Source organism: Yersinia sp. 2541 StPb PI, from assembly GCF_052217145.1.
Lineage (GTDB): Bacteria > Pseudomonadota > Gammaproteobacteria > Enterobacterales > Enterobacteriaceae > Yersinia > Yersinia enterocolitica_E.
Window position 1 is genome coordinate 3214114 of sequence record NZ_JAZGQB010000001.1, and the last position, 22519, is coordinate 3236632.

The following is a 22519-nucleotide window of genomic DNA, read 5'->3' on the forward strand; positions in this document are numbered from 1 at the left end:
TCATCCTATCGCAGGGTGATTAAGGATAAAAATAGCCTGTTGATGCCATTTAATGCCGCAATTCGCCCATTTCACCTCAATTTACACCGACAACCACCCGTTAGAAGTGTGGTGTTTTATGCTGTACTGCCGCTACCAAGTATGCAGATTTGCTGGTTAATCCTTCACTAGCCGTTACAGAACACCGGGCCACCTGTGAACTACTGAGATCGACTGAGGAGAAGCACTGATGCTGAGTTTAACCGCTGTGAATCAATACTATGGACAGAATCATATCCTTTGGGATATTAATCTCGAGATCCCCCGTGGGCAGTGTACCTGCCTGATTGGCCGTAATGGCGTAGGAAAAACGACGTTAATTAATTGCATCATGGGGCATCTGCCAATTAAGAGTGGCACCATGACCTGGCAACCTAATCATGAACCGCCGCAGAATTTGCTACAGCAGCCGGTTGAGGGGCGTACTGCTCTGGGTATTGGCTATGTACCACAAGGGCAGCAGATCTTCTCTCAACTGAGTGTAGAGGAGAATATGCTGATAGCCGTGCTGGCGGGCCGCCATAAGTCGCGCCAAATTCCGGGCTGGATTTTTGATATATTCCCGCAACTGTATGACAAACGCACCCAACGTGGTGGGGAGCTAACCCGTAATCAACAACAGCAGTTGGCCATTGCCAGAGCACTGGTGACAGAGCCAGAACTGTTGATTCTTGATGAACCGGGGAGTGGTATTTTACCGCCGTTGACTGAGGATATTGGCAATATCCTACATCAGCTCAGTCGTAGCCTGGGTTTGACGGTACTTTTGGTTGAACACCGTTTACCCTTTATTCAGCATGTGGCAGATCGATTCTGTTTGATGGCCGATGGCCGAAATGTGGCACAAGGAACATTGGCTCAATTGGATGAAGAGATGATTATTACGCATTTGGCCAGTTAATATGGCGCAGAGTGGTTTCTCCCTCATGCAAACTAAAGCCGATGATAGCGGCCATACTCCGCAAAAAACTCAGGGCTAATAATGTCTATTAGCCCTTTAGGGTCATATCGCCGTCAAAAATTCAGCTCAGTGGCACCTCAGCCAAAAGTCCTAAATCCAAATAGCCACCAAGATCACGCCGCTGGGTGATGGGATACACGTCAAGGTCCGTCAGATAGGGGACGACACCTAATCGCGGGGCACTGATCATCTGTGTCAATGTTGCCATATACTCAACTTGTCGCCCCCCCGCAGGTATCACCTCATTAGCGATCCACCCTACCAGTTTCAGCCCAGCTTGTCGGATAGCCAAAGCGGTCAACAAAGCATGATTGATACATCCCAATTTGATGCCAACAACCATAATTACTGGCAGTTGCTCTCGTAAAACCCAATCGGCAAAAGTTGCCTGTGGCGACAGTGGGGTAAACCAGCCGCCAGCCCCTTCGACCAATATCCATTCTGCTGAGTGCTCAAGCTGCTGTAGTCCTTGCGATAAAACTGACAAATCAATCTCACGCCCTTCGCTGGCACTGGCAATATGGGGCGAGGTTGCCTCCAGAAATGTGAGCGGATTCACCTGTGAATAACTAAGTGCCGTACTGCTGTTTGCTTGTAGCGCCAAAGCATCACTGTTGCGCAATCCGTCAGGCGTCATCTGGCTGCCGGATGCCACCGGTTTATAACCGGCGGTGCGATAGCCCTGCTGGGCTGCGGCTTGCAGTAAGGCACAACTGGCAACTGTCTTACCGACATCGGTATCCGTGCCAGTGATAAACCAACGTTTAATCACGATATATAACCCCATAAACTAAATGGTAACTCAGCGGGTAGGTGCCAGATTGGGTGCTATAAGCGCGTTGCAGGGCCACCAGCCGCTGGCGACCACTTAACCCAGACTGACGCCCCTGATGTAAATGCGTAGCACCAATGCCTTGCAGAGAGCGCATAAGCGCAATTACATCAGGAAACTGTTGCTGATATAACTCGGTTGTCAGGTGATGGCGATACCCCTGACAAGCGTCACTGATATGCTGAAAGGGGAGAAAATCATTCACATGGCGCTGGCCATCTACCTGTTGCCACGCCTGCCCCAGCTCGTCAAGAGACCCCTTTGCCAAGGTAGAAAACAGAATGATGCCGCCAACTCGCGTGACGCGATATAACTCAGCTAGCGCCTGCGGTAAATCAGCACACCACTGTAGCGCCAGATTACTAAAACAAATATCAACGCTTTGATCTGGCAGCGGTATATTCTCAATATCAGCCAATAAATAGCTGTCCGCAGCCTGCTGTCGCCGGGCGTGATCCAACATTCCGGCGGCCAAATCTAGCGCAGTAACATATCTGTCTCGTTCACGCCAACGGCGGCTGAAATAGCCAGTACCGCACCCGGCATCCAGCACCGACGCACCAGGGTGCTGATAACCCAGCGCCAATAAGGTATTCCCCGTTTCCCGTTGCAAACTTGCCGCTGAGTCGTAGCTGCCAGCAGCCCGGCTAAATGCAGCCGCAATCGCCGGTTTATCAACCAAGGGTAATCGTGGATTATCAGCGACAAACGCCATACAGCACCTCCAGCAATCTGTCGATATCATCATATTGATGCGCAGCACTCAGGGTAATACGCAATCTGGCGCCCCCCGGCGGGACTGTTGGAGGGCGAATCGCCGTTACCCATAACCCCTCGGCGCGTAGTTGCTCCGCCAGTGTCAGTGTTTGCTGATTGTCACCCACCAGCAGTGGCTGAATAGCGGTTTCAGATGCCCCTAATTGCAACGGTAAGTCTGCCGCTCCACGCCGAAATTGCGCAATACGTTGCTGAAGCTGCTGTCGCAAGTCGTCACCTTGCTGAATACGTAATAGTGCCACTTGCAGCGCACAAGCCTGTGCTGGCGGCATCGCGGTGCTGTATATCAGGTGGCGGGCATATTGCAGCAGATACTCGGCAACCGGTTCCTGACACAACACTGCCGCCCCACTTAGGCCGAATGCCTTGCCAAAAGTGACCACTAACAGTTCAGGTTTTACCCCTTGCTGCCAGCAACTACCACGGCCACCTTCGCCACACACCCCAATTCCGTGCGCATCATCCACCAGTAACCAGCCACCCGCCGCCACAGTTTTTTGCTGCAAAGCAGCCAGTGGAGCGCTATCACCGTCCATACTAAAAACGCCTTCGGTGACCACCAATGTTTGGCCCGCACAGGGTTTATCGAGTAGGTTTTGTAGCGCATCGGGCTGATTATGCACAAAGCGCCGCAATTGAGCCGGAGAGTGTGCAGCCGCCTCCAGCAAAGAGGCGTGGCTGAGTTTATCGGCCAGTATCCTGTCGTCGGCGGCAGTTAACGCCGCCAATACCGCCTGATTTGCCGCGTAGCCTGAGATAAACAACAATGCACGCGGATAACCCAGCCAGTCCGCCAATTGGTGTTCCAGTTGGGCATGAGGCCGGCTATAGCCGGTAACATGGCCAGAGCCACCACTGCCAACACCATAGCGTTGCGCCCCCTGCTGCCACGCCGCAATCACGTCGGGATCCTGACTTAACCCCAGATAATCATTGCTGGAGAAGTTGAGATAACGCCGTTCTGCTGATTGCAACCAGCGCCCACTCGCCCCCTCATTAACCTGACGGCTACGGTAGGCCGCGGCGTCGCGTCGCTGTTGCAGCCCCTGCTCTATCTTGCTTTGCCAGTTCATCAGATTGCCGCGTTATAAAATTGTGTACTCTCGCCGGGCAATGAGTCACGCTGCAAGAGTTGCTCAGTCAATACTTGCTGCTGTTCGCGATCCCCTTGCTCGGTGGCGGTTTGCTGTGGATTCAGCCCCAATTTACGAAACAGTTGCAGATCTTTATCTTCTTCAGGATTCGCCGTGGTAAGCAATTTACAGCCGTAGAAAATAGAGTTAGCCCCTGCCATAAAGCACATCGCCTGCGTTTGCTCGTTCATTTGTTCGCGACCGGCAGATAAACGCACGTAAGAGGTTGGCATCATGATACGTGCGATAGCGATGGTGCGGATAAACTCGAAAGCATCGACGTCGTCGTTATTTTCCATCGGCGTGCCTTTCACTTTTACCAGCATATTGATCGGCACACTTTCAGGCGGTTTGGGCAAATTCGCCAGTTGTACCAGTAGCCCTGCGCGGTCACGAACAGTTTCGCCTAACCCGACAATGCCTCCCGAACAGACTTTGATACCGGCGTCACGAACTTCACTGAGGGTATCGAGCCGTTCCTGATAACTGCGGGTGGTAATGATGCTGCCGTAGAATTCCGGCGAGGTATCAAGATTGTGGTTGTAATAATCCAGCCCAGCCTCTGCCAACCGGTGAGCTTGCTGTTTATCCAGCGAGCCAAGCGTCATACAGGTTTCCATCCCCATGGCCTTGACACCTTCAACCATTTTCTCCAAATAAGGCATGTCACGCTCATGGGGATTCTTCCAGGCCGCGCCCATACAGAAACGGGTTGAGCCGGCGGCTTTGGCCTTTTTCGCTGACGCCAGCACTTGTTCAACCTGCATTAAGCGCTCACTTTCCAAGCCAGTTTTGTAACGCGAGCTTTGCGGGCAATATTTGCAATCTTCCGGGCAAGCACCGGTCTTAATCGACAGCAAAGTACTGACTTGCACCTGACGCGAGTCAAAATGCTGACGATGAATCTGCTGCGCTTCAAACAATAAATCCAGCAGTGGTTTTTCAAACAAGGCCTGGGCTTGCCCGACTGTCCAGCGAATATAATTTGCCATTACGGCTTCTCCAAGGAAGAGAAAAAAGTTTCGCCAGTGTAAATAAACTCGATATACTGTCAACCATTCTTGCAATGAATTGGTTTACAACAATCCTCATGACACCTTCTGACCTGGCTTTTGATCAACGTCATATCTGGCACCCCTACACCTCAATGACTGACCCGCTTCCCTGCTATCCGGTGGTCGCAGCCGATGGCGTTGAGCTGCAACTGGCTGATGGCCGACGTCTGATCGATGGCATGTCATCATGGTGGGCGGCCATTCACGGCTATAATCATCCGGTACTGAACCACGCGGCACATCAGCAGTTGGATAAAATGTCCCATGTGATGTTTGGAGGTATCACCCACCCGCCCGCCGTGGAACTCTGCCAACAGTTGGTTGCTCTAACCCCTTCGGCACTAGAGTGTGTTTTTCTCGCTGATTCGGGTTCGGTGGCCGTTGAAGTTGCATTGAAAATGGCATTGCAATACTGGCAGGCCAAAGGTGAACGGCGGCAACGGATTTTAACCCTGCGCCACGGCTACCATGGTGATACTTTTGGTGCGATGTCAGTTTGTGATCCCCAGAATTCAATGCACAGTTTGTATCAGGGGTATTTAGCTGAAAATCTGTTTGCCCGCGCGCCACAATGCCGCTTCGACGAGCCGTGGAACCCGGAAGACATCACTGATTTTGCTGCAATGATAGCCACACATTCCAGCGAGATAGCCGCAGTCATTCTGGAACCGATAGTGCAAGGTGCCGGTGGAATGCGTATCTATCACCCCGCCTATTTGCGTGAGGTCAGAGCATTGTGCGATCAGCACCAGATTTTGTTGATTGCCGATGAAATTGCTACCGGTTTTGGCCGCACCGGCAAATTTTTCGCCTGCGAACATGCGCAAATCGTGCCGGACATTCTGTGTTTGGGTAAGGCGTTGACCGGCGGCTACCTGACTTTATCGGCTACCTTAACTACCCGTAAGGTGGCAGAAACCATCAGTAACGGTGATGCGGGTTGCTTTATGCACGGCCCGACATTTATGGCTAATCCATTGGCTTGCGCTGTCGCCTCGGCAAACTTGAGTCTGTTGGCTGAGAATCACTGGCAACAGCAGGTTGCCGCCATAGAAAACCAATTGAAACACGCGTTAATGCCACTTGCAGAACATGAAGCAGTAGCCGATGTGCGGGTATTAGGGGCAATTGGGGTAGTGGAAATGAAAGAGCCGGTTAACGTCGCGCGCTTGCAACGGCAATTTGTCGAGCACGGTGTGTGGATCCGCCCGTTTGGTAAACTGATTTACCTGATGCCGCCTTATATTATCTCGCCGCAATCACTGACGCGGTTAACGGATGCGGTGAAAGCTGCGATAGTAAATATCCACTAAAGCAGTGGTGGACAATATCGTTCGCAAATTGGCGGGCAACTGCACCGATGGGCGCTGCGACGGCTTACGCCGTTACGACCCCTTCGACACATTTCCCCGCCCTGCAATATTATTTTTTAAGCTCTTGGTGCCAAAATAGTGACCCACATTGGCCCTTTCCCTACTGCATAGCGCTTCAGGGGGGTTAGCTCACCGCTGTGTTGATCAATACGATACACGGCAATATGATCCGACTTCTGGCCGGAAGAGATCAGGAAGTTACCACTGTTATCGATATTAAAACCGCGTGGCTGTGCTTCAGTCTGTTGGTGCCCGACCAACGTAATCTCACGCCCATCTTCAGAAACACTGAAAATACCCAGCAGACTGGCAGTACGGTCACTGATATAGAGATGACGGCCATTTGGCGTAATATGGATATCAGCCGCCCAACGAGTGCCGGTAAAGTCTGTTGGCATCGCATCCAGCGTCTGTATTAGCTGGTATTCTTGGCCGTTTTTGTTGATTTGATACACATCTACCGAGCTATTCAGCTCGTTAACACAATAGGCGACGTGTTTATTGGGGTGGAAGGCCATATGACGTGGGCCCGCACCGGCAGCAACCGGTATCGCCGCCTGAACGTGTGGGGTCAGTTTACCCTCAAGGCTCAGATCAAATAACCGCACCTTATCTTCTTTCAGGCAAGGTACCAGTAATATTTGATTGGTCGGATCAATATTCGCCGAATGTGGAGCAGGCAAATCATCCAATTGCTGAATAGGTGCCTGTACCACACCCTGCTCATCAATAGGGCTAATGCTGACACAGTTAAAGCTATATGAAGCAGAGAACAGGAAGTGGCCTTGTAAATCAGTGCCAATGTGCGTTGGGCTGCCTGGCAGTGGTGCCATGCCAGCGGCGGTCAATGTGCCATCGTCGCTGATGTTGTAGCTGATAATGGCAAAATCGGGGCGCACCCCAACATATAACTGGCGCTGGTTTGGATTGATTGTCATCGGCTGCACTTGCCCCGGCACCTCCACCGTTTGCAATAAGGTTAATGCACCGGCGGAATCTAATTGCCAAACATGGATCTGCTGACTGTCTGGGCTTGCCACGTAAACCACTTGCTTCATCTCTACTCCTTAGTCGAACCTATTAGGCAACACTGTTTAGCCTAGCTTACCTGACTCGGCGGACATAACAACAGTCTGCTGTCGCGCTGTTTAAAACTTATCCTGCTTATTTTTAGCTGATTATGCTACCCACTCCCAGGCTTGGTTTAATCAACCCGCCATCCGGTGTACCATCGGGTAATACTATGTAACCATACTATTAATGCCCTTATTAACGAGACTATTGCTGCCATGACCTATCGCATAATTGCACTGGATCTAGACGGAACGCTACTGGATCACAAAAAACGTATTCTGCCAGAATCCTTGTCCGCACTGGCGCAAGCCCGTGCTGAAGGCATCAAAGTGGTAGTGGTGACCGGCCGCCATCATGTTGCTATTCACCCGTTTTATCAGGCACTAGAACTTGATACACCTGCAATTTGCTGTAACGGTACCTATATTTATGATTACCATGCCAAAAAGGTATTAGATTCAAACCCCTTGCAGCCTCAACAAGCGGTTCAGGTGTTGCAGTTGCTGGAGCAAACCGGTATCCACGGGCTAATGTATGTGGACGATGCCATGCTCTATCAGCAAACCAGCGGGCATGTGATTCGCTCACTCAGTTGGGCTGAGTCATTACCACCCGCTCAGCGCCCAACGCTACTCCACGTTGATAGCTTGCTTGATGCTGCTCACACTGCCAGTTCTATCTGGAAATTCGCCACTTCACACTCGGATATTGAGCAACTGAGAGCGCTCGCAACCCAGATTGAGAATGACATGGGGTTGGCTTGCGAATGGTCATGGCATGATCAAGTTGATATCGCACAGGCGGGTAACAGCAAAGGTAAGCGGCTACAGCAATGGGTTGAATCTCAGGGTTTGAGCATGAAAGATGTGGTTGCCTTTGGTGATAACTTTAATGACCTGAGCATGCTGGAAAGCGCTGGTTTGGGAGTGGCGATGGGGAATAGCGCCGATGCTATCAAACAGCGGGCTGACCTAGTGATTGCCGATAACGAACAACCCGGTATTGCTGGCGTCATCCGCCAGCATGTCCTGGCTTGATAGTAAAAAACGCCCGGCTGACGGGCGTTTTATCGTCGGGTGAACCCAGGGGTTATCGCCCTCAATTCTTGCGGTTAAACGAGACACTTTTTATCTGTGCATACACCCACTGACCGGGTTTAAGCGCCAATTCATCCCGTGCCCACGGCGTGATCCGCGCCCACAACCATTGATCACCAACCGCGAGTTTGACATCGACCTGCCCATCCACCTCAAGGCATTCGGCAATTTTTACCGGCAAGATATTACGGATACTGCTGCTTTGCGGTGGCTGTAATACCAACGAAACATCGGCTGCATTAATCCGAATACGCATTGAGCTACCCTCTTGCGCATCAAGCTTACCCACCCACAATCGCTGATCACCTAACGCCAGCGCGGTCATGGCATAGCGGTCGTGGTGACCAATGACACTGACCCGCAGTATGCTGCTCGGTTCTTCCCGTTGCAGCCACGGGCGCAATGCACTACTGGCCCACACTTCCTCCAGCCCGCCGACCGCGCGCACTTTGCCACCATCCATAACCACCACTTGATCTGCCAGCCGCAGGATCTCATCCATGCTGTGGCTAACATACAAAATAGGGGTGTTAACATCTTGCGCCAACCGCTCCAGATAAGGCAGCAGCTCACGTTTGCGGGGCAAATCCAGAGAGGCCAGTGGCTCATCCATCAACAACAGCTCAGGGGCGGTCAATAATGCGCGCCCAATAGCAACACGCTGTTTCTCGCCGCCAGAGAGGGTCAGTGGGAAACGACTTAATAGTGGCTCGATACCCAGCAAACCGACAATTGTGTCAAATTGCCCACGCATTGACGGGGCCATGCCGTATTGTAAATTGCCCCGCACCCGATAATGGGGAAATAAGCGCGCATCCTGAAATACGTAACCGACTTTGCGTTTTTCCGGTGGCAGATAGATTTGCTGCTCGGCATCCACCAGCACCCGGCCATTTAACACCACTTTGCCTTGCTGCGGACGGGTCAGGCCACCAATAACATTAATTAATGAGGTTTTACCGGCCCCCGACAACCCGAAAATAGCGGTGATACCTTGGGCGGGCAGATTGGTGGAAACGCGTAAATCCAAATCGCCCAGTTGCTGACTGAAATCCAGCTCTAACATGGTGCCCCCATGCGTTTTTTACCCCAGCGGGCCAGCCATTCGGATAATAGCAACGCCACCAACGACAGAATAATGGCAATGACACACAAACGCGCAGCAGCAGCTTCCGCCCCAGGGGTTTCAATCAGTGTGTACATTGCCAGTGGAATAGTGCGGGTTTCACCGGGAATATTGGAGACGAAAGTGATGGTCGCCCCAAACTCCCCCAGTGAACGGGCAAAAGAAAGCACGGTGCCAGCAATCACCCCCGGTAAAGAGAGCGGTAACGTAATGGTGAAAAACACCCGCCACGGATTGGCTCCTAGCGTGCGGGCCGCCAGTTCCAGACGCGTATCAACTGCTTCCAACGCCAGCCGGATAGCCCTCACCATCAGCGGAAAGGCCACCACCGCCGAGGCTAACGCCGCACCACGCCAACTAAAACTGAAATTAATGCCAAACCAGCTATAGAGCCACTCGCCAATAAAACCGCGCCGCCCCATGCTTATCAACAATAAATAGCCAATCACCACGGGTGGCAGCACCAGTGGTAAGTGAATAATACTGTCTAACAACGATTTACCGGGAAAACGGCAGCGCACTAAAATCCACGCCATTAAAATGCCTAATGGCAAACTGCACGCCACCGCAACCGCTGAAACCTTCAGACTAAGAATAATTGCCTGCCACTCATACTCACTCAATATCATTAGCGTGGGGTAAATCCATAATTTTTGAAAATAACCGCCGCTGCTGGGCTTTTCAGGTAATCATAAAAAGCACTCACGGTCGGGTTTTCATGACCTTTAACAATTGCCATCGGGTATTCAACCGGCTTATGACTTGCTTCCGGGAATATCCCCACAACCTTAACTTTGTTACTGGCTATCGCATCTGAACCATAGACAATACCCAGCGGCGCTTCTGCCCGTTCGACCAGTGCCATTGCACTGCGCACGTTATTGGCCCGCGCCATTTCAGGGGCTAAAGTTGACCAGGCACCTAAATTCTCCAGTGACTCTTTGGCATAAATCCCAGCAGGAACATGATCAGGATCGCCCACCGCCAAACGGCCACCATCCAATAATTTCTTCCAGTCGGTTTTTTTATCGATTACGACTTTATCTATTTTACTGTCTTGCGGAGCAATTAATACCAGTTCATTACCTAATAAGGTGTAGCGAGTATTGGCAACAATTTGCTGTTTATCAATAGCATAATCCATCCATTGCTGATCGGCAGAAATAAACATATCAGCCGGTGCGCCCTGCTCAATCTGGCGTGCCAACGTTGAGGATGAAGCATACGACGCAACAACATCAACCTGCTTCTCTTTTTTATACTGTACGGCAATATCTTGTAATGCATTGGTCAATGAAGCCGCAGCAAACACTGTAATGTTGTCCGCCGCTAACGTGGTGCCGGAAAATGCTGCCAGCAGTGTTGCACTCGCTACCCAAACCTTGGCGTTACCGTATTGATTCTTCATGTTGTTCTCCGCATTAATGAAATCGCTATATACATGGGAATATAACGCAACATTATAAGCAGGTCATGCAGTTTATCGGCAAGATGTGAGGTATCTTGAGCTGTGGTAACAAGTGGGGGAGTGGAGGAAATGAGGGAGAAAAACGAAAATGCCCAGCGTCTATGTGCCGGGCATTCAGAAATCAGATTAAGAGCGTTCTTTGGTGTGACCGGTCTTAGAGATGACGTTGAACACCTCGCCCAGTCCATAGATAAGCCCCAGAATCACGGCCATCACCACCGGTACCATGACCACGGCAAAGACCAGACTTTTCAATAAATCCAACATATCAGCCTCTCATTACTGCTCATTGAGCGATAACTTACGTTATCACAATAACTAGGATCTATCATTTACTGTAAATTATATCAGCGATGAATGAACCCTGTTATTTTAACTAACAGCAAAAGAATGTAACCTGCCAAACGTGCGATTCAGGTGTATACAAGCACTTAGATAGCAATAATCCTTTCCCGCCGGAGTAAAAAATCATGCAGGCTGAAATTCTTCTTACCCTAAAACTTCAGCAACGGCTGTTTGCTGATCCCCGGCGTATCGCATTACTGAAACAAATACAGCATACCGGTTCCATCAGCCAGGGCGCAAAACTGGCTGGGATTAGCTATAAAAGTGCCTGGGACGCGATTAACGAAATGAATACCTTAGCCGAGGAAATATTGGTTGAGCGGGCAACAGGTGGTAAAGGCGGTGGCGGCGCGCACCTGACTCGTTACGGCGAGCGTTTAATTCAACTTTATGATTTGCTCGCCAAGATCCAGCAAAAGGCATTTGACACGCTGAAAGATGATTCGCTGCCACTCGATAGTTTATTGGCAGCTATTTCGCGCTTCTCTTTACAAACCAGCGCCCGTAATCAATTTTTCGGCACCCTGATTGAGCGGGATCATCAGCAGGTTCAACAACACGTCAATATCCTATTATCAGACGGCAAAACCCGGTTATCTGCGGCACTCACTCAACAGAGTGCTGATCGCTTGCAACTTTCGGCGGGCAAAGAAGTATTGGCACTGATCAAAGCCCCTTGGGTAAAACTGGTTACTGATCAGGCACTGGCGGGGGCTGCTGATAACTCTCTGCCCGGCACCGTGGCCAGTATTGAACCCGGCAGCGATCACAGTGAAGTTATCGTGACCTTAACTGGGGGAGCCAGCTTGTGTTCGACACAAAACAATAGCGAATTACATAAGCTGAATTTGCATGTTGGTAGTCACGTCATTGCCCAATTCAATGCAGATCGGGTCATTATCGCTACACTTTGCTAAATAATTCAGCTTAGTTATGCAAAATAACCTTAGTATTTACTGTTGACATTTTGCCCCTTTCCGATTATCCCTAACACCCTTATTGTGTTGCAAAATATGGAAAGAATGATGTCGGAGTTGCAAATATCGCAAGGTTGTTTTCGCCTGAGTGACACCCGGACACTCATCCTGCCAGCATTGCATGTTCAATCGGGTGATAGCTGGGCATTTGTCGGTGCCAATGGTAGCGGGAAATCCGCGTTGGCAAAGGCATTAGCAGGGGAATTAATCCTGTTGAGCGGCAGCCGCCACAACCATTTTCGCCACAGCGTGCATTTGTCGTTCGAGCAACTTCAGCAGTTAGTCAGCGAAGAGTGGCAGCGCAATAACACTGATTTACTCAGCGCAGATGAAGACGATACCGGGCGTACTACCGCAGAGATCATTCAGGAAGAATACGTTGATCCGCAACGTTGTCAGCAGTTGGCAGAGCAGTTTGGTATCAGCCAGTTACTCTCGCGTCGCTTTAAATATCTTTCTACTGGTGAGACCCGCAAAACATTGCTGTGCCGAGCGCTGATGCCACAACCGGATCTGTTGATTCTGGATGAACCCTTTGATGGTCTGGATGTGACAGCCCGCACGCAGTTGGCTGGTATGCTATCCACCCTTTCAGCACAAGGTGTCACGCTGGTGCTGGTACTAAATCGTTTTGATGATATCCCTGATTTTGTGCAATACGTCGGTGTGCTGGCAGATTGCCAATTAACCCATACTGGCCCCCGCCAGCAGATTCTTTCCGAGGCATTGATTGCCCAACTGGCGCACAGTGAAAACCTTGATGGTATGTTGTTGCCAGAAACAGAACACCCGCAACAGCAGGCCCCTTTCGCACCAGATAAGCCACTAATTATCTTGCGTAATGGCGTGGTTGAATACAATGACCGCCCTATTCTTCATAACCTGAGTTGGCAGGTTAATCCCGGTGAACACTGGCAAATTATTGGCCAAAACGGTGCTGGGAAGTCAACCTTACTCAGCCTGATTACTGGCGACCATCCGCAAGGATACAGTAATGATTTGACACTGTTTGGCCGCCGCCGTGGCAGTGGGGAAACTATCTGGGATATTAAACGCCATATTGGTTATGTCAGCAGTAGTTTGCATCTGGATTACCGCGTCAGCACCAATCTACGTACCGTGATTCTCTCCGGTTTTTTCGATTCAATCGGTATTTATCAGGCAGTGTCTGATCGCCAACAACAATTAGCCAATCAATGGTTAGACTTACTCGGTTTTTCCGCCGTAACCGCTAATCAGCCCTTCCACAGTCTCTCTTGGGGACAACAGCGGTTGGCACTGATCGCCCGAGCACTGGTTAAGCATCCTGCACTGTTGATTCTTGATGAACCCTTGCAGGGTTTGGACCCGCTTAATCGCCTATTGGTACGGCGTTTTATTGATGTAATGATCAGTGAGGGTGACACGCAACTGTTATTCGTTTCTCACCATGCTGAAGATGCACCACAGTGCATTACCCACCGTCTGACCTTTGTTCCTGATGGCGATATTTATCACTACCAACAGGAAAAGTTAGCAGGTTAAAACTCTTCAGGCATTTCGTTGAGGATAATGAGAGCTATCCTCAACGGAAGCGGCGTTTATTGGCGGGGGCTTATGCTATCATTCTTACTGCCAGCCCCTATCAGCGCCGGCGATAAACTTAACATATTCAGCCACCATCAGGATTTATACCCTATAAATTTCAGGTGCAGGCCAGCCGCAAGAAACAAAGCGCTCATAAGCCGATTTGAACTGCATGTACGTGAGTCCGCAGGCTAAGTCTCAAAAGGGGTATAACCCTATAAGCCGAGCGAATCAAGCGGCCAACGCACCTGCGATTTGAAAGATGACGGGCATAACATTAAAGGGATATTTATGTGGGGCATACTTGCTGCTTCGTTACTTTTCTTATCAATTAACCGGGTACTTTCCCTGTTTCTCTTGCTGTCGTCACTGTCAATTGCCTTGTATCACGGTGTTTTGACTCTACCATCGGCCGCATTCTTGCTTCTAACATTGATTGTGGCACTACTACTGAAAAAATATCGTCACCGGAAATGGCCGGCCGTCGCACTGGAATTGCTGCTGGTGATGGCAGCAATCGCACTGTTTCTGCATCTGGTACCCGGTTTTAATAATCTAAATGTATTGAAAGACGTGAAGACAGGGCCACTCAGCGCACCCTTCAGCCTGTATTACAATCTTGATAAAGCATTAATACCTTTTATTTTACTGGCTTGCCTGCCAACCTTATTTGTCGCGAAAAAGCATCCATCAGTGAGCCGTGCAAGCTGGCTGGTATTGATTGTCAGTATCCCTGCATTGCTGTTGCTGGCTGTTGCCTTAGGCGGCCTGAAAATTGAGATGCACACCCCAGCATGGATAGGTTCCTTTGTGGTCGCTAATGTGTTTTTTGTTTGTCTGGCAGAAGAAGCACTGTTTCGTGGCTATTTGCAACAAAGGTTAAGTCAGTGGTTGGGTAACTATCCGGCCCTACTGCTCACCGCCCTATTATTTGGCGCAGCACATATTGCAGGCGGCCCGCTATTGATGGTGTTCGCCGCATTGGCAGGGTTAATTTACGGCCTGGCATGGCTGTGGAGTGGTCGTTTATGGGTGGCGGTTGCCTTTCACTTCGCCCTGAATTTGATGCATTTATTGTTCTTCACTTATCCTCTTTATTCATCGCACTAATCTTTATCTACCCTGTTATCTACCGACCCGAGGCTAGCATTCTTAACTGGAATCGGGCGGTGCATAACAGGCAGGACATTTCTGCTGAATTAATGGATGAGAACGCTACCAATCCAGTTATCTATGTGGTGACTGTTATTTATCTCTTGTTTTTGCCTATCCTTGCTTATTCCCCTGTCTTTATGCTTTTACTGGGATTAAACTGGGAGAAATTTAGATGTAAACGATTCCATTATTGAGCGCAGATCACCTTTTCTCACATAATGGCGTGCTATCTTTCTTAGACTAAAGTCATTCGAGGAGTCTTTTATGTACGTTCTGGTAACAGGTGGTAGCGGTTACATCGGTAGCCATACCTGTGTGCAATTGATTGAAGCTGGCTACCAACCGGTCATCCTCGATAACCTTTGCAACAGCAAATCCAGCGTATTAGCCCGGATACATGCCCTTAGCGGCTATACACCGAAGCTTTATCAAGGTGACATCCGTGACCGCGCTTTACTCGACCGAATATTTGCTGAGCAGTCTATCCATGCAGTCATTCACTTTGCTGGCCTGAAAGCCGTGGGTGAGTCGGTCAGTAAGCCACTGGAATATTACAATAATAATGTCTTCGGCACCTTAGTATTGCTGGAGGCCATGCGTGCTGCACAGATCAAAAACTTTATCTTCAGTTCCTCTGCCACGGTCTACGGTGATCAGCCACAAATTCCGTATGTCGAAAGCTTCCCGACCGGCTTGCCATCCAGCCCGTATGGCCGTAGCAAGTTGATGGTTGAGCAAATTTTGCAAGATGTGCAACTGGCTGACCCACAATGGAATATGACCATTCTGCGCTATTTCAATCCCGTTGGCGCACATCCGTCAGGCTCCATGGGTGAAGACCCACAAGGTATCCCGAATAACCTGATGCCATTTATTGCACAAGTTGCCGTTGGTCGTCGTGAGTCGCTGGCCATATTCGGTAATGACTACCCGACACCTGATGGCACCGGGGTACGCGATTATATTCACGTGGTCGATTTAGCCGATGGCCATGTGGCGGCGATGAAAAAACTACACAATCAGCCTGGCGTGCATATTTTCAATCTGGGTGCCGGCGTGGGTAGCAGTGTTTTACAAGTGGTCGAGGCATTCAGCAAGGCGTGTGGCAAGCCGCTGGCCTACCATTTTGCCCCGCGCCGCGAAGGTGACTTACCGGCTTACTGGGCAGATCCGAGCAAAGCTGCCGCACAATTGGGTTGGCGGGTACACCGCTCGCTTGATGAAATGGCGGCAGATACCTGGCGTTGGCAATCCAATAATCCTCAGGGCTATCCCGATTAAGGTGTTGTTATGACTGATTTTAACCCTGTGGATCATCCACACCGTAGATACAATCCATTAAGTGATCAATGGGTGCTGGTCTCACCTCATCGAGCCAAGCGCCCATGGCAAGGCCAGCAAGAGGCCCCGGCGACGGAGAATTTACCGGCGCACGACCCTGATTGCTTCTTGTGCCCTGGTAATACTCGGGTGACCGGCGATGTCAATCCTGACTATCCATCAACCTATGTGTTTACCAATGACTTTGCCGCGCTGATGCCAGATACACCTGATGCGCCGCAAAGTGATGATCCCTTGATGCGGAGCCAAAGTGCGCGCGGCACCAGCAGGGTTATTTGCTTCTCACCTGACCACAGTAAGACGCTGCCGCAACTCTCTTTGCCTGCGTTGGAAGATGTTATTCAGACCTGGCAGCAACAGAGTGCCGAATTAGGCCAAACCTACCCATGGGTGCAGGTATTTGAAAATAAAGGCGCGGCGATGGGGTGCTCAAATCCGCATCCCCATGGCCAAATTTGGGCCAATAGTTTTTTGCCAAATGAAGCAGCACGGGAAGACAGCCTGCAACAGCACTATTTTCAGCAAAATCAGTCCCCCATGCTGGTCGATTATGCTGAACGTGAGCGTCGTGACGGCAGCAGGACGGTAGTTGAAACCGAGCACTGGCTGGCGGTAGTGCCCTATTGGGCAGCATGGCCGTTTGAAATATTATTACTGCCCAAAGCCCATGTGCTGCGGTTAGAAGACCTCTCTGTGGAACAACGCAGTTGTCTCGCCATTGCCCTGAAAAAGCTGACCAGCCGCTACGACAACTTGTTCTCGTGCTCTTTTCCCTATTCGATGGGGTGGCATGGCGCACCGTATAACGCAAGCGACAACACACACTGGCAATTGCATGCTCATTTTTATCCGCCGTTGCTGCGTTCGGCGTCGGTACGTAAATTTATGGTGGGTTATGAGATGTTGGCTGAAACCCAGCGCGACCTTACAGCAGAACAGGCGGCTGAACACCTGCGGGCAGTAAGTGATGTTCATTATCGAGAAGCCGGAGTCAAATAATGAGTTTAAAACAGCATACCCAGGCTATTTTTCGCCAACAGTTTAATCAAGAACCTGACATCACTATCAAAGCGCCGGGTCGTGTCAATCTTATTGGCGAACACACCGATTATAACGACGGTTTCGTGCTGCCCTGTGCTATTGATTATGAAACCGTCATCAGTTGTGGCAAACGTGATGACCGCCAGATTCGTGTTATTGCTGCTGATTATGAAAATCAGCAGGATATATTCTCACTGGATGCGCCAATCGTCCCACATGCCGAATACCGCTGGGCGGATTACGTGCGCGGCGTCGTGAAACACTTGCAACTGCGCCATGCCGATTTTGGTGGTGCAGATCTGGTGATCAGTGGCAATGTGCCACAAGGTGCCGGTCTCAGCTCTTCAGCATCACTTGAGGTCGCGGTCGGGCAAGCGTTGCAGTCTCTTTATCAATTGCCCCTTAGCGGCGTCGATCTGGCGCTAAATGGGCAAGAGGCAGAGAACCAGTTTGTTGGCTGTAACTGCGGCATTATGGATCAGCTCATTTCAGCGCTGGGTAAACAAGATCATGCACTACTGATCGATTGCCGTACCCTTGAAACCCGTGCCGTGGCAATGCCGGAAAACGTTGCGGTCGTCATCATTAACTCCAATGTGAAACGGGGTCTGGTTGATAGCGAATACAACACCCGCCGCCAGCAATGTGAAACTGCCGCCCGTTTCTTTGGTGTTAAAGCCTTGCGTGATGTGGATCCAACCCTGTTCTTCTCTATTCAGGATGAGCTGGATCCCGTCGTCGCTAAGCGTGCACGCCATGTAATTACCGAAAACGAACGCACGCTAGCGGCAGCTGATGCCCTGGCCTCCGGTGATTTGAAATTGATGGGGCAATTGATGCAGGAGTCTCATATTTCGATGCGTGATGACTTCGAGATCACAGTTCCGCCGATCGATAGCTTGGTGGATATTGTGAAATCCGTTATTGGGGAGCAAGGTGGTGTTCGTATGACTGGCGGGGGGTTCGGTGGCTGCATTGTCGCACTGATGCCAACGTCGCTGGTTGAGCAGGTTCGTGCAGCCGTAGCCCAGGAGTATCCGGCTCATAGCGGCGGTAGGAAAGAGACCTTCTACGTATGTCAGGCTTCACAAGGAGCGGGTTTATGCTGAAAAACGACGCTGCATCATCAAGCAGTGTTGACCAGTTAGCACCAGATGGTCACCCCTTTGAATTGACCGAATTGCATAATAAAGCCGGTATGAGTGTAACGCTGATGGACTGGGGCGCAACCTGGCTATCTGCGGTCCTGCCGCTGACCGATGGCGAAAAGCGCGAGCTATTGCTGGGCTGCCAGACTCCCGCAGACTACCTACGTCAAGCCGCTTATCTTGGTGCCACCGTTGGCCGCTATGCCAACCGTATTGCTAACAGCCAAATCACGGTGGAGGGTCAAACCCTCAATCTGTTACCTAATCAGGGACCTAACCAACTGCATGGTGGTCCTGAAGGTTTCCATGCTCGCCGCTGGCAAAAGGTTAAGCAGGATGAGAGGCAGGTGACTTATCAACTGCACTCACCTGATGGTGATCAGGGCTTCCCCGGTAATCTGACCGCCGAAGTGCAATATCTGTTGACGGAAGATAACCGATTGGAGATCCACTATCAGGCTCAGGTCGATAAAACCTGTCCGGTGAATCTGACCAATCATGCTTACTTTAATCTTGATGGTGAAGGGCTGGACGTGCGGGCGCATCGGTTGCAGCTATTTGCGGATCGTTACTTACCGGTTGATACTGAGGGGATCCCAAGCGGCGGATTGGCTAATGTTGAGAAAACCGGTATGGATTTCCGACAACCAAAAACACTGGCACGCGACTTCCTGCAAGACCGTTGTCAGCAGCGGGTTAAAGGCTATGATCATGCTTACCTGCTCCATCGTACTTGCGGTGCAACGGAAAGCCCGGCGGCTCATCTGTGGTCATCTGATAACCGGGTACAAATGAGTGTTTATACCACCGCACCTGCGTTGCAGTTGTATAGTGGCAACTTCCTTGGCGGAACACCGGCCCGCAAAGGGGGCACTTACGCCAGCTACACCGGCGTAGCGCTGGAAAGTGAATTCCTACCTGATAGCCCTAACCACCCCGAATGGCCACAACCTGATTGCTGGCTAAAACCTGGGAAAACCTACCGCGCCACCACGGTTTATCACTTTATCGCGCTATAAAGCTATATACCCAACAGATTTCAAGATGCAGGAAGACGAGATCCCGATGAGCTGACATAGGTCAGTGATTCGGGTGACATATCGGTCGGGAACCGATTTGAACGCTGTTTGAAAGATGACGGGGATAACTACCCATATTGAGCACTGCCGACTACGCTTAACAGCATCTATCTGCGGTGATACTGACCTGTTTCCCGCCCTTTCCGACCCTCAATATTATTTAAGGAATGTTTATGCGCCTAACTACCCTATGGTTACTCTGTGCGGGATTACTGCTTAGTGTCAATGTGATGGCAGCAGATACGGCGAAAACACCGTCACCCGCTCAGGCCGCACAACAGAAGAAGATGACTGACTGTAATCAGCAGGCAACGACCCAATCACTGAAAGGCGATGATCGGAAGAAGTTTATGAGTCAGTGCCTGAAAGCGCAGATTCATCCCGATGAAAAAGCCCTGACGCCACAACAGCAGAAAATGAAAAGCTGCAATGCCGACGCAGCGACCAAAGCGTTAAAAGGTGATGAGCGTAAAACCTTTATGAGTACCTGCCTGAAGAAAGCCGCCTAATCCCCGCAGCCGGAGGGGTATTTAGTACCCCTCTTTTAATTGGATATAAACCGATACCTAATAAATATCAAGATCCAGGAAGGCGGTAAGCGAGGGAACCCCAATGAGCTTAACTTCCGCTAAAAAATTGGCTATGGTTAAACACAAACCATTGCTGTTGGCGGCAATCCCGCAATATAATGATAATAGTTATCATTGAATATTAATCTATACCCTCCGGTAATAGCGTGGTTAGACAGCGTCTTCAAGTCCGAGGGGTATAGAGATTGAGTTTCACATTAAAGGAGTTAACGCTATGGCAGTAACTAAGCTGGTTCTGGTACGACACGGCGAAAGTCAGTGGAACAATGAAAACCGCTTCACCGGTTGGTATGATGTTGATTTATCTGAGAAAGGCCGTGGAGAAGCACAAGCGGCGGGCAAGCTGTTAAAAGACGAAGGTTTCGCGTTTGATTTTGCTTATACCTCAGTACTGAAACGTGCTATCCACACCTTGTGGAGTGTGCTGGATGAACTGGATCAGGCCTGGCTGCCAACGGAAAAAACCTGGAAACTGAATGAGCGTCATTACGGCGCACTGCAAGGTCTGGATAAATCAGAAACTGCGGCCAAGTATGGCGACGAGCAAGTTAAATTGTGGCGTCGTGGTTTTGCTATCACCCCACCTGCGCTGGAAAAAAGCGATGAGCGCTTCCCTGGTAATGACCCACGTTACGCAAAACTTACCGATGCAGAACTGCCAACCACAGAAAGCCTGGCGCTGACCATCGAACGCGTTATTCCTTACTGGAATGAAGTGATCAAACCCCGCATTGTCAGTGGTGAGCGAGTCATTATCGCCGCCCACGGTAACTCTCTGCGAGCATTGGTAAAATATCTGGATGACCTGAGCGAAGATGAAATTCTTGAGCTGAACATCCCAACTGCCGTACCTTTGGTGTATGAGTTTGATGAAAACTTCAAACCAATCAAACGCTACTATCTGGGTAACGCTGATGAAATCGCGGCTAAAGCCGCCGCTGTTGCTAACCAAGGCAAAGCGAAGTAATCATCCCTGATTAGCACCATTAAAAAACCCCCGAACATGATCAATGCCGGGGGTTTTTATTTGCCTGCTCGCTATTATTGGCGGCGCGCTTTGACGGCATCTGCTAACTCACGTAATACCGTTTCGGTGTCTTCCCAGCCGATACACGCATCGGTGACACTTTTGCCGTAAGTCAGTGGTTCGCCACTTTCCAGATTCTGATTGCCTTCCACCAAATGACTTTCAATCATCACGCCCATAATCGATTTTTCACCATGAGCAATCTGGTTGCAGACATCTTTACTGACGTCCATCTGCTTTTTAAATTGCTTGCTACTATTAGCATGGCTGAAATCGATCATGATCTGTGGTTCCAGGCCCGCTTTACTCAGCCCTTCTTTAACCGCAGCAACATGAGCACTGCTGTAGTTTGGCTCTTTGCCACCACGCAGAATAATATGACAATCGTCGTTACCGGCGGTATTTACAATCGCTGAATGACCCCATTTGGTCACTGACAGGAAGCAGTGCGGTGCACTAGCCGCATTAATGGCATCGATAGCGACCTTGATAGTGCCATCGGTGCCATTTTTAAACCCAACCGGGCAAGACAGACCTGAAGCCAGCTCACGGTGAACCTGAGATTCAGTGGTACGGGCGCCGATGGCACCCCAGCTCATCAGGTCAGCCAAATACTGCGGGGTTATCATATCCAAAAACTCACCCGCTGCTGGCAGCCCGCTCTCGTTGATATCTAACAATAACTTACGCGCGATACGCAGACCGTCATTGATGTCATAGCTAGCATCCATATGCGGATCGTTAATCAGACCTTTCCAACCCACCGTGGTACGCGGTTTTTCAAAATAAACCCGCATCACCACTTCAAGCTCGCCTTGCAGTTCTTCACGCAGGGTTAGCAAACGGGCCGCATACTCTTTGGCCGCTTGGGTATCATGAATAGAGCATGGACCGATGACAACCAACAAACGGTCGTCTTGGGCACGCAGGATGTTATGAATAGCTGTGCGGGTCTTGGATACCGTCTCTGCTGCGTTCTCACTGGCTGGAAACTTCTCTAACAAAGCAACAGGGGGCAGGAGTTCCTTAATTTCATTAATCCGTAGGTCATCATTCAGGTAATTCATAGTTCTTCCATTAAGTCTTGTGACGGTCATCGCACAACGTCTATCGGTACCAATCTAGTTGAACCAATCTAGCTGGTGAATTGAACGCTGTAAATCTACTTTATTACATTTGGTGTTCTGTGCAGATAAACAGCAATAATGCGGTTTACTCGATTAGGTATCAACTTATTGAATGAAGCCATCAATTTTTATCTGGATTGTTATTTGTTATAAAATCATTAATAAGAGTCATACTCGGTTATCACCCC

At 50.1% G+C, this 22519-nt stretch carries 22 protein-coding genes; 12 read left to right on the forward strand and 10 right to left on the reverse strand.

All coding sequences use genetic code 11. The features are described from left to right. Nucleotides 1–229 precede the first annotated feature (229 nt). Nucleotides 230–940: an ABC transporter ATP-binding protein gene (locus tag V1953_RS14500; protein ID WP_083159528.1), complete on the forward strand. Its 711-nt coding sequence runs from the start codon at nucleotides 230–232 to the stop codon at nucleotides 938–940. 121 nt (nucleotides 941–1061) lie between these two features. Here the strand turns inward: V1953_RS14500 and bioD are convergent, their stop codons facing one another. The 4 genes from bioD to bioB are packed head-to-tail and all read right to left on the reverse strand — an operon-like array spanning nucleotide 1062 to nucleotide 4734. Next, nucleotides 1062–1772, reverse strand: coding sequence for a dethiobiotin synthase (gene bioD, locus V1953_RS14505; RefSeq protein ID WP_102970446.1), 711 nt, complete (start codon nucleotides 1770–1772; stop codon nucleotides 1062–1064). Then, nucleotides 1765–2547 carry a malonyl-ACP O-methyltransferase BioC gene (bioC, locus tag V1953_RS14510; RefSeq protein WP_083159532.1) on the reverse strand — a complete coding sequence of 261 codons (783 nt, stop codon included), beginning with the start codon at nucleotides 2545–2547 and terminating at the stop codon, nucleotides 1765–1767. The genes bioD and bioC overlap by 8 nt, the downstream gene beginning before the upstream one ends. After that, on the reverse strand, nucleotides 2531–3682 hold the full coding sequence (gene bioF, locus V1953_RS14515; RefSeq protein WP_372568876.1) for an 8-amino-7-oxononanoate synthase: 1152 nt from the start codon (nucleotides 3680–3682) through the stop codon (nucleotides 2531–2533). The genes bioC and bioF overlap by 17 nt, the downstream gene beginning before the upstream one ends. After that, entirely contained in the window at nucleotides 3682–4734 is a 1053-nt protein-coding gene (gene bioB / locus V1953_RS14520; protein ID WP_083159536.1) for a biotin synthase BioB, read from the reverse strand. Before bioB ends, bioF begins: the two co-directional genes overlap by 1 nt. Before the next feature lie 98 nt (nucleotides 4735–4832). Between bioB and bioA the strand changes: the two genes are divergently transcribed. Then, nucleotides 4833–6110 (forward strand): adenosylmethionine--8-amino-7-oxononanoate transaminase, encoded by a 1278-nt coding sequence (bioA, locus tag V1953_RS14525; RefSeq protein ID WP_420073089.1) that lies wholly within the window; start codon nucleotides 4833–4835, stop codon nucleotides 6108–6110. A 116-nt stretch (nucleotides 6111–6226) separates the two neighbouring features. Here the strand turns inward: bioA and pgl are convergent, their stop codons facing one another. Further along, nucleotides 6227–7228 (reverse strand): 6-phosphogluconolactonase, encoded by a 1002-nt coding sequence (pgl, locus tag V1953_RS14530; RefSeq protein WP_442821106.1) that lies wholly within the window; start codon nucleotides 7226–7228, stop codon nucleotides 6227–6229. A 231-nt stretch (nucleotides 7229–7459) separates the two neighbouring features. Between pgl and V1953_RS14535 the strand changes: the two genes are divergently transcribed. Further along, on the forward strand, nucleotides 7460–8281 hold the full coding sequence (locus tag V1953_RS14535; protein WP_083159542.1) for a pyridoxal phosphatase: 822 nt from the start codon (nucleotides 7460–7462) through the stop codon (nucleotides 8279–8281). A 61-nt stretch (nucleotides 8282–8342) separates the two neighbouring features. Here the strand turns inward: V1953_RS14535 and modC are convergent, their stop codons facing one another. The 4 genes from modC to V1953_RS14555 form a co-directional block, all read right to left on the reverse strand. Continuing rightward, nucleotides 8343–9407, reverse strand: a complete 1065-nt coding sequence (modC, locus tag V1953_RS14540; protein ID WP_083159544.1) for a molybdenum ABC transporter ATP-binding protein ModC — start codon at nucleotides 9405–9407, stop codon at nucleotides 8343–8345. Next, on the reverse strand, nucleotides 9401–10096 hold the full coding sequence (modB, locus tag V1953_RS14545) for a molybdate ABC transporter permease subunit (RefSeq protein ID WP_032907071.1): 696 nt from the start codon (nucleotides 10094–10096) through the stop codon (nucleotides 9401–9403). Before modB ends, modC begins: the two co-directional genes overlap by 7 nt. Further along, nucleotides 10096–10875, reverse strand: a complete 780-nt coding sequence (gene modA, locus V1953_RS14550; RefSeq protein WP_083159546.1) for a molybdate ABC transporter substrate-binding protein — start codon at nucleotides 10873–10875, stop codon at nucleotides 10096–10098. The genes modB and modA overlap by 1 nt, the downstream gene beginning before the upstream one ends. Before the next feature lie 186 nt (nucleotides 10876–11061). Continuing rightward, nucleotides 11062–11202, reverse strand: a complete 141-nt coding sequence (locus V1953_RS14555) for an AcrZ family multidrug efflux pump-associated protein (protein ID WP_083159548.1) — start codon at nucleotides 11200–11202, stop codon at nucleotides 11062–11064. 203 nt (nucleotides 11203–11405) lie between these two features. Here V1953_RS14555 and modE point away from each other — a divergent pair, with 203 nt between their 5' ends. The 9 genes from modE (at nucleotide 11406) to gpmA (ending at nucleotide 21144) form a co-directional block, all read left to right on the forward strand. Further along, a complete protein-coding gene (modE, locus tag V1953_RS14560; RefSeq protein WP_083159550.1) occupies nucleotides 11406–12197 on the forward strand; it encodes a molybdenum-dependent transcriptional regulator in 792 nt (263 codons plus the stop codon). 108 nt (nucleotides 12198–12305) lie between these two features. Continuing rightward, complete coding sequence (gene modF / locus V1953_RS14565; protein WP_083159552.1) at nucleotides 12306–13781, forward strand: molybdate ABC transporter ATP-binding protein ModF; 1476 nt, start codon at nucleotides 12306–12308, stop codon at nucleotides 13779–13781. Nucleotides 13782–14114: 333 nt separating this feature from the next. Beyond that, nucleotides 14115–14933 (forward strand): CPBP family intramembrane glutamic endopeptidase, encoded by an 819-nt coding sequence (locus tag V1953_RS14570; protein ID WP_420073086.1) that lies wholly within the window; start codon nucleotides 14115–14117, stop codon nucleotides 14931–14933. A 309-nt stretch (nucleotides 14934–15242) separates the two neighbouring features. After that, nucleotides 15243–16259, forward strand: coding sequence for a UDP-glucose 4-epimerase GalE (galE, locus tag V1953_RS14575; RefSeq protein ID WP_372568873.1), 1017 nt, complete (start codon nucleotides 15243–15245; stop codon nucleotides 16257–16259). Between the two features lie 9 nt (nucleotides 16260–16268). Then, nucleotides 16269–17318, forward strand: a complete 1050-nt coding sequence (gene galT / locus V1953_RS14580) for a galactose-1-phosphate uridylyltransferase (RefSeq protein WP_083159558.1) — start codon at nucleotides 16269–16271, stop codon at nucleotides 17316–17318. Beyond that, the gene (gene galK, locus V1953_RS14585) at nucleotides 17318–18469 is read left to right on the forward strand and encodes a galactokinase (RefSeq protein WP_083159560.1); all 1152 of its coding nucleotides are present in this window, start codon (nucleotides 17318–17320) and stop codon (nucleotides 18467–18469) included. Before galT ends, galK begins: the two co-directional genes overlap by 1 nt. Next, nucleotides 18463–19527 (forward strand): galactose-1-epimerase, encoded by a 1065-nt coding sequence (gene galM, locus V1953_RS14590; protein WP_442851078.1) that lies wholly within the window; start codon nucleotides 18463–18465, stop codon nucleotides 19525–19527. The genes galK and galM overlap by 7 nt, the downstream gene beginning before the upstream one ends. 233 nt (nucleotides 19528–19760) lie before the next feature. Further along, nucleotides 19761–20096: a PsiF family protein gene (locus V1953_RS14595; RefSeq protein ID WP_372568872.1), complete on the forward strand. Its 336-nt coding sequence runs from the start codon at nucleotides 19761–19763 to the stop codon at nucleotides 20094–20096. Nucleotides 20097–20391: 295 nt separating this feature from the next. Beyond that, on the forward strand, nucleotides 20392–21144 hold the full coding sequence (gene gpmA, locus V1953_RS14600) for a 2,3-diphosphoglycerate-dependent phosphoglycerate mutase (RefSeq protein WP_083159566.1): 753 nt from the start codon (nucleotides 20392–20394) through the stop codon (nucleotides 21142–21144). Nucleotides 21145–21218: 74 nt separating this feature from the next. Here the strand turns inward: gpmA and aroG are convergent, their stop codons facing one another. Next, a complete protein-coding gene (gene aroG, locus V1953_RS14605) occupies nucleotides 21219–22271 on the reverse strand; it encodes a 3-deoxy-7-phosphoheptulonate synthase AroG (RefSeq protein ID WP_083159568.1) in 1053 nt (350 codons plus the stop codon). Nucleotides 22272–22519 lie beyond the last annotated feature (248 nt).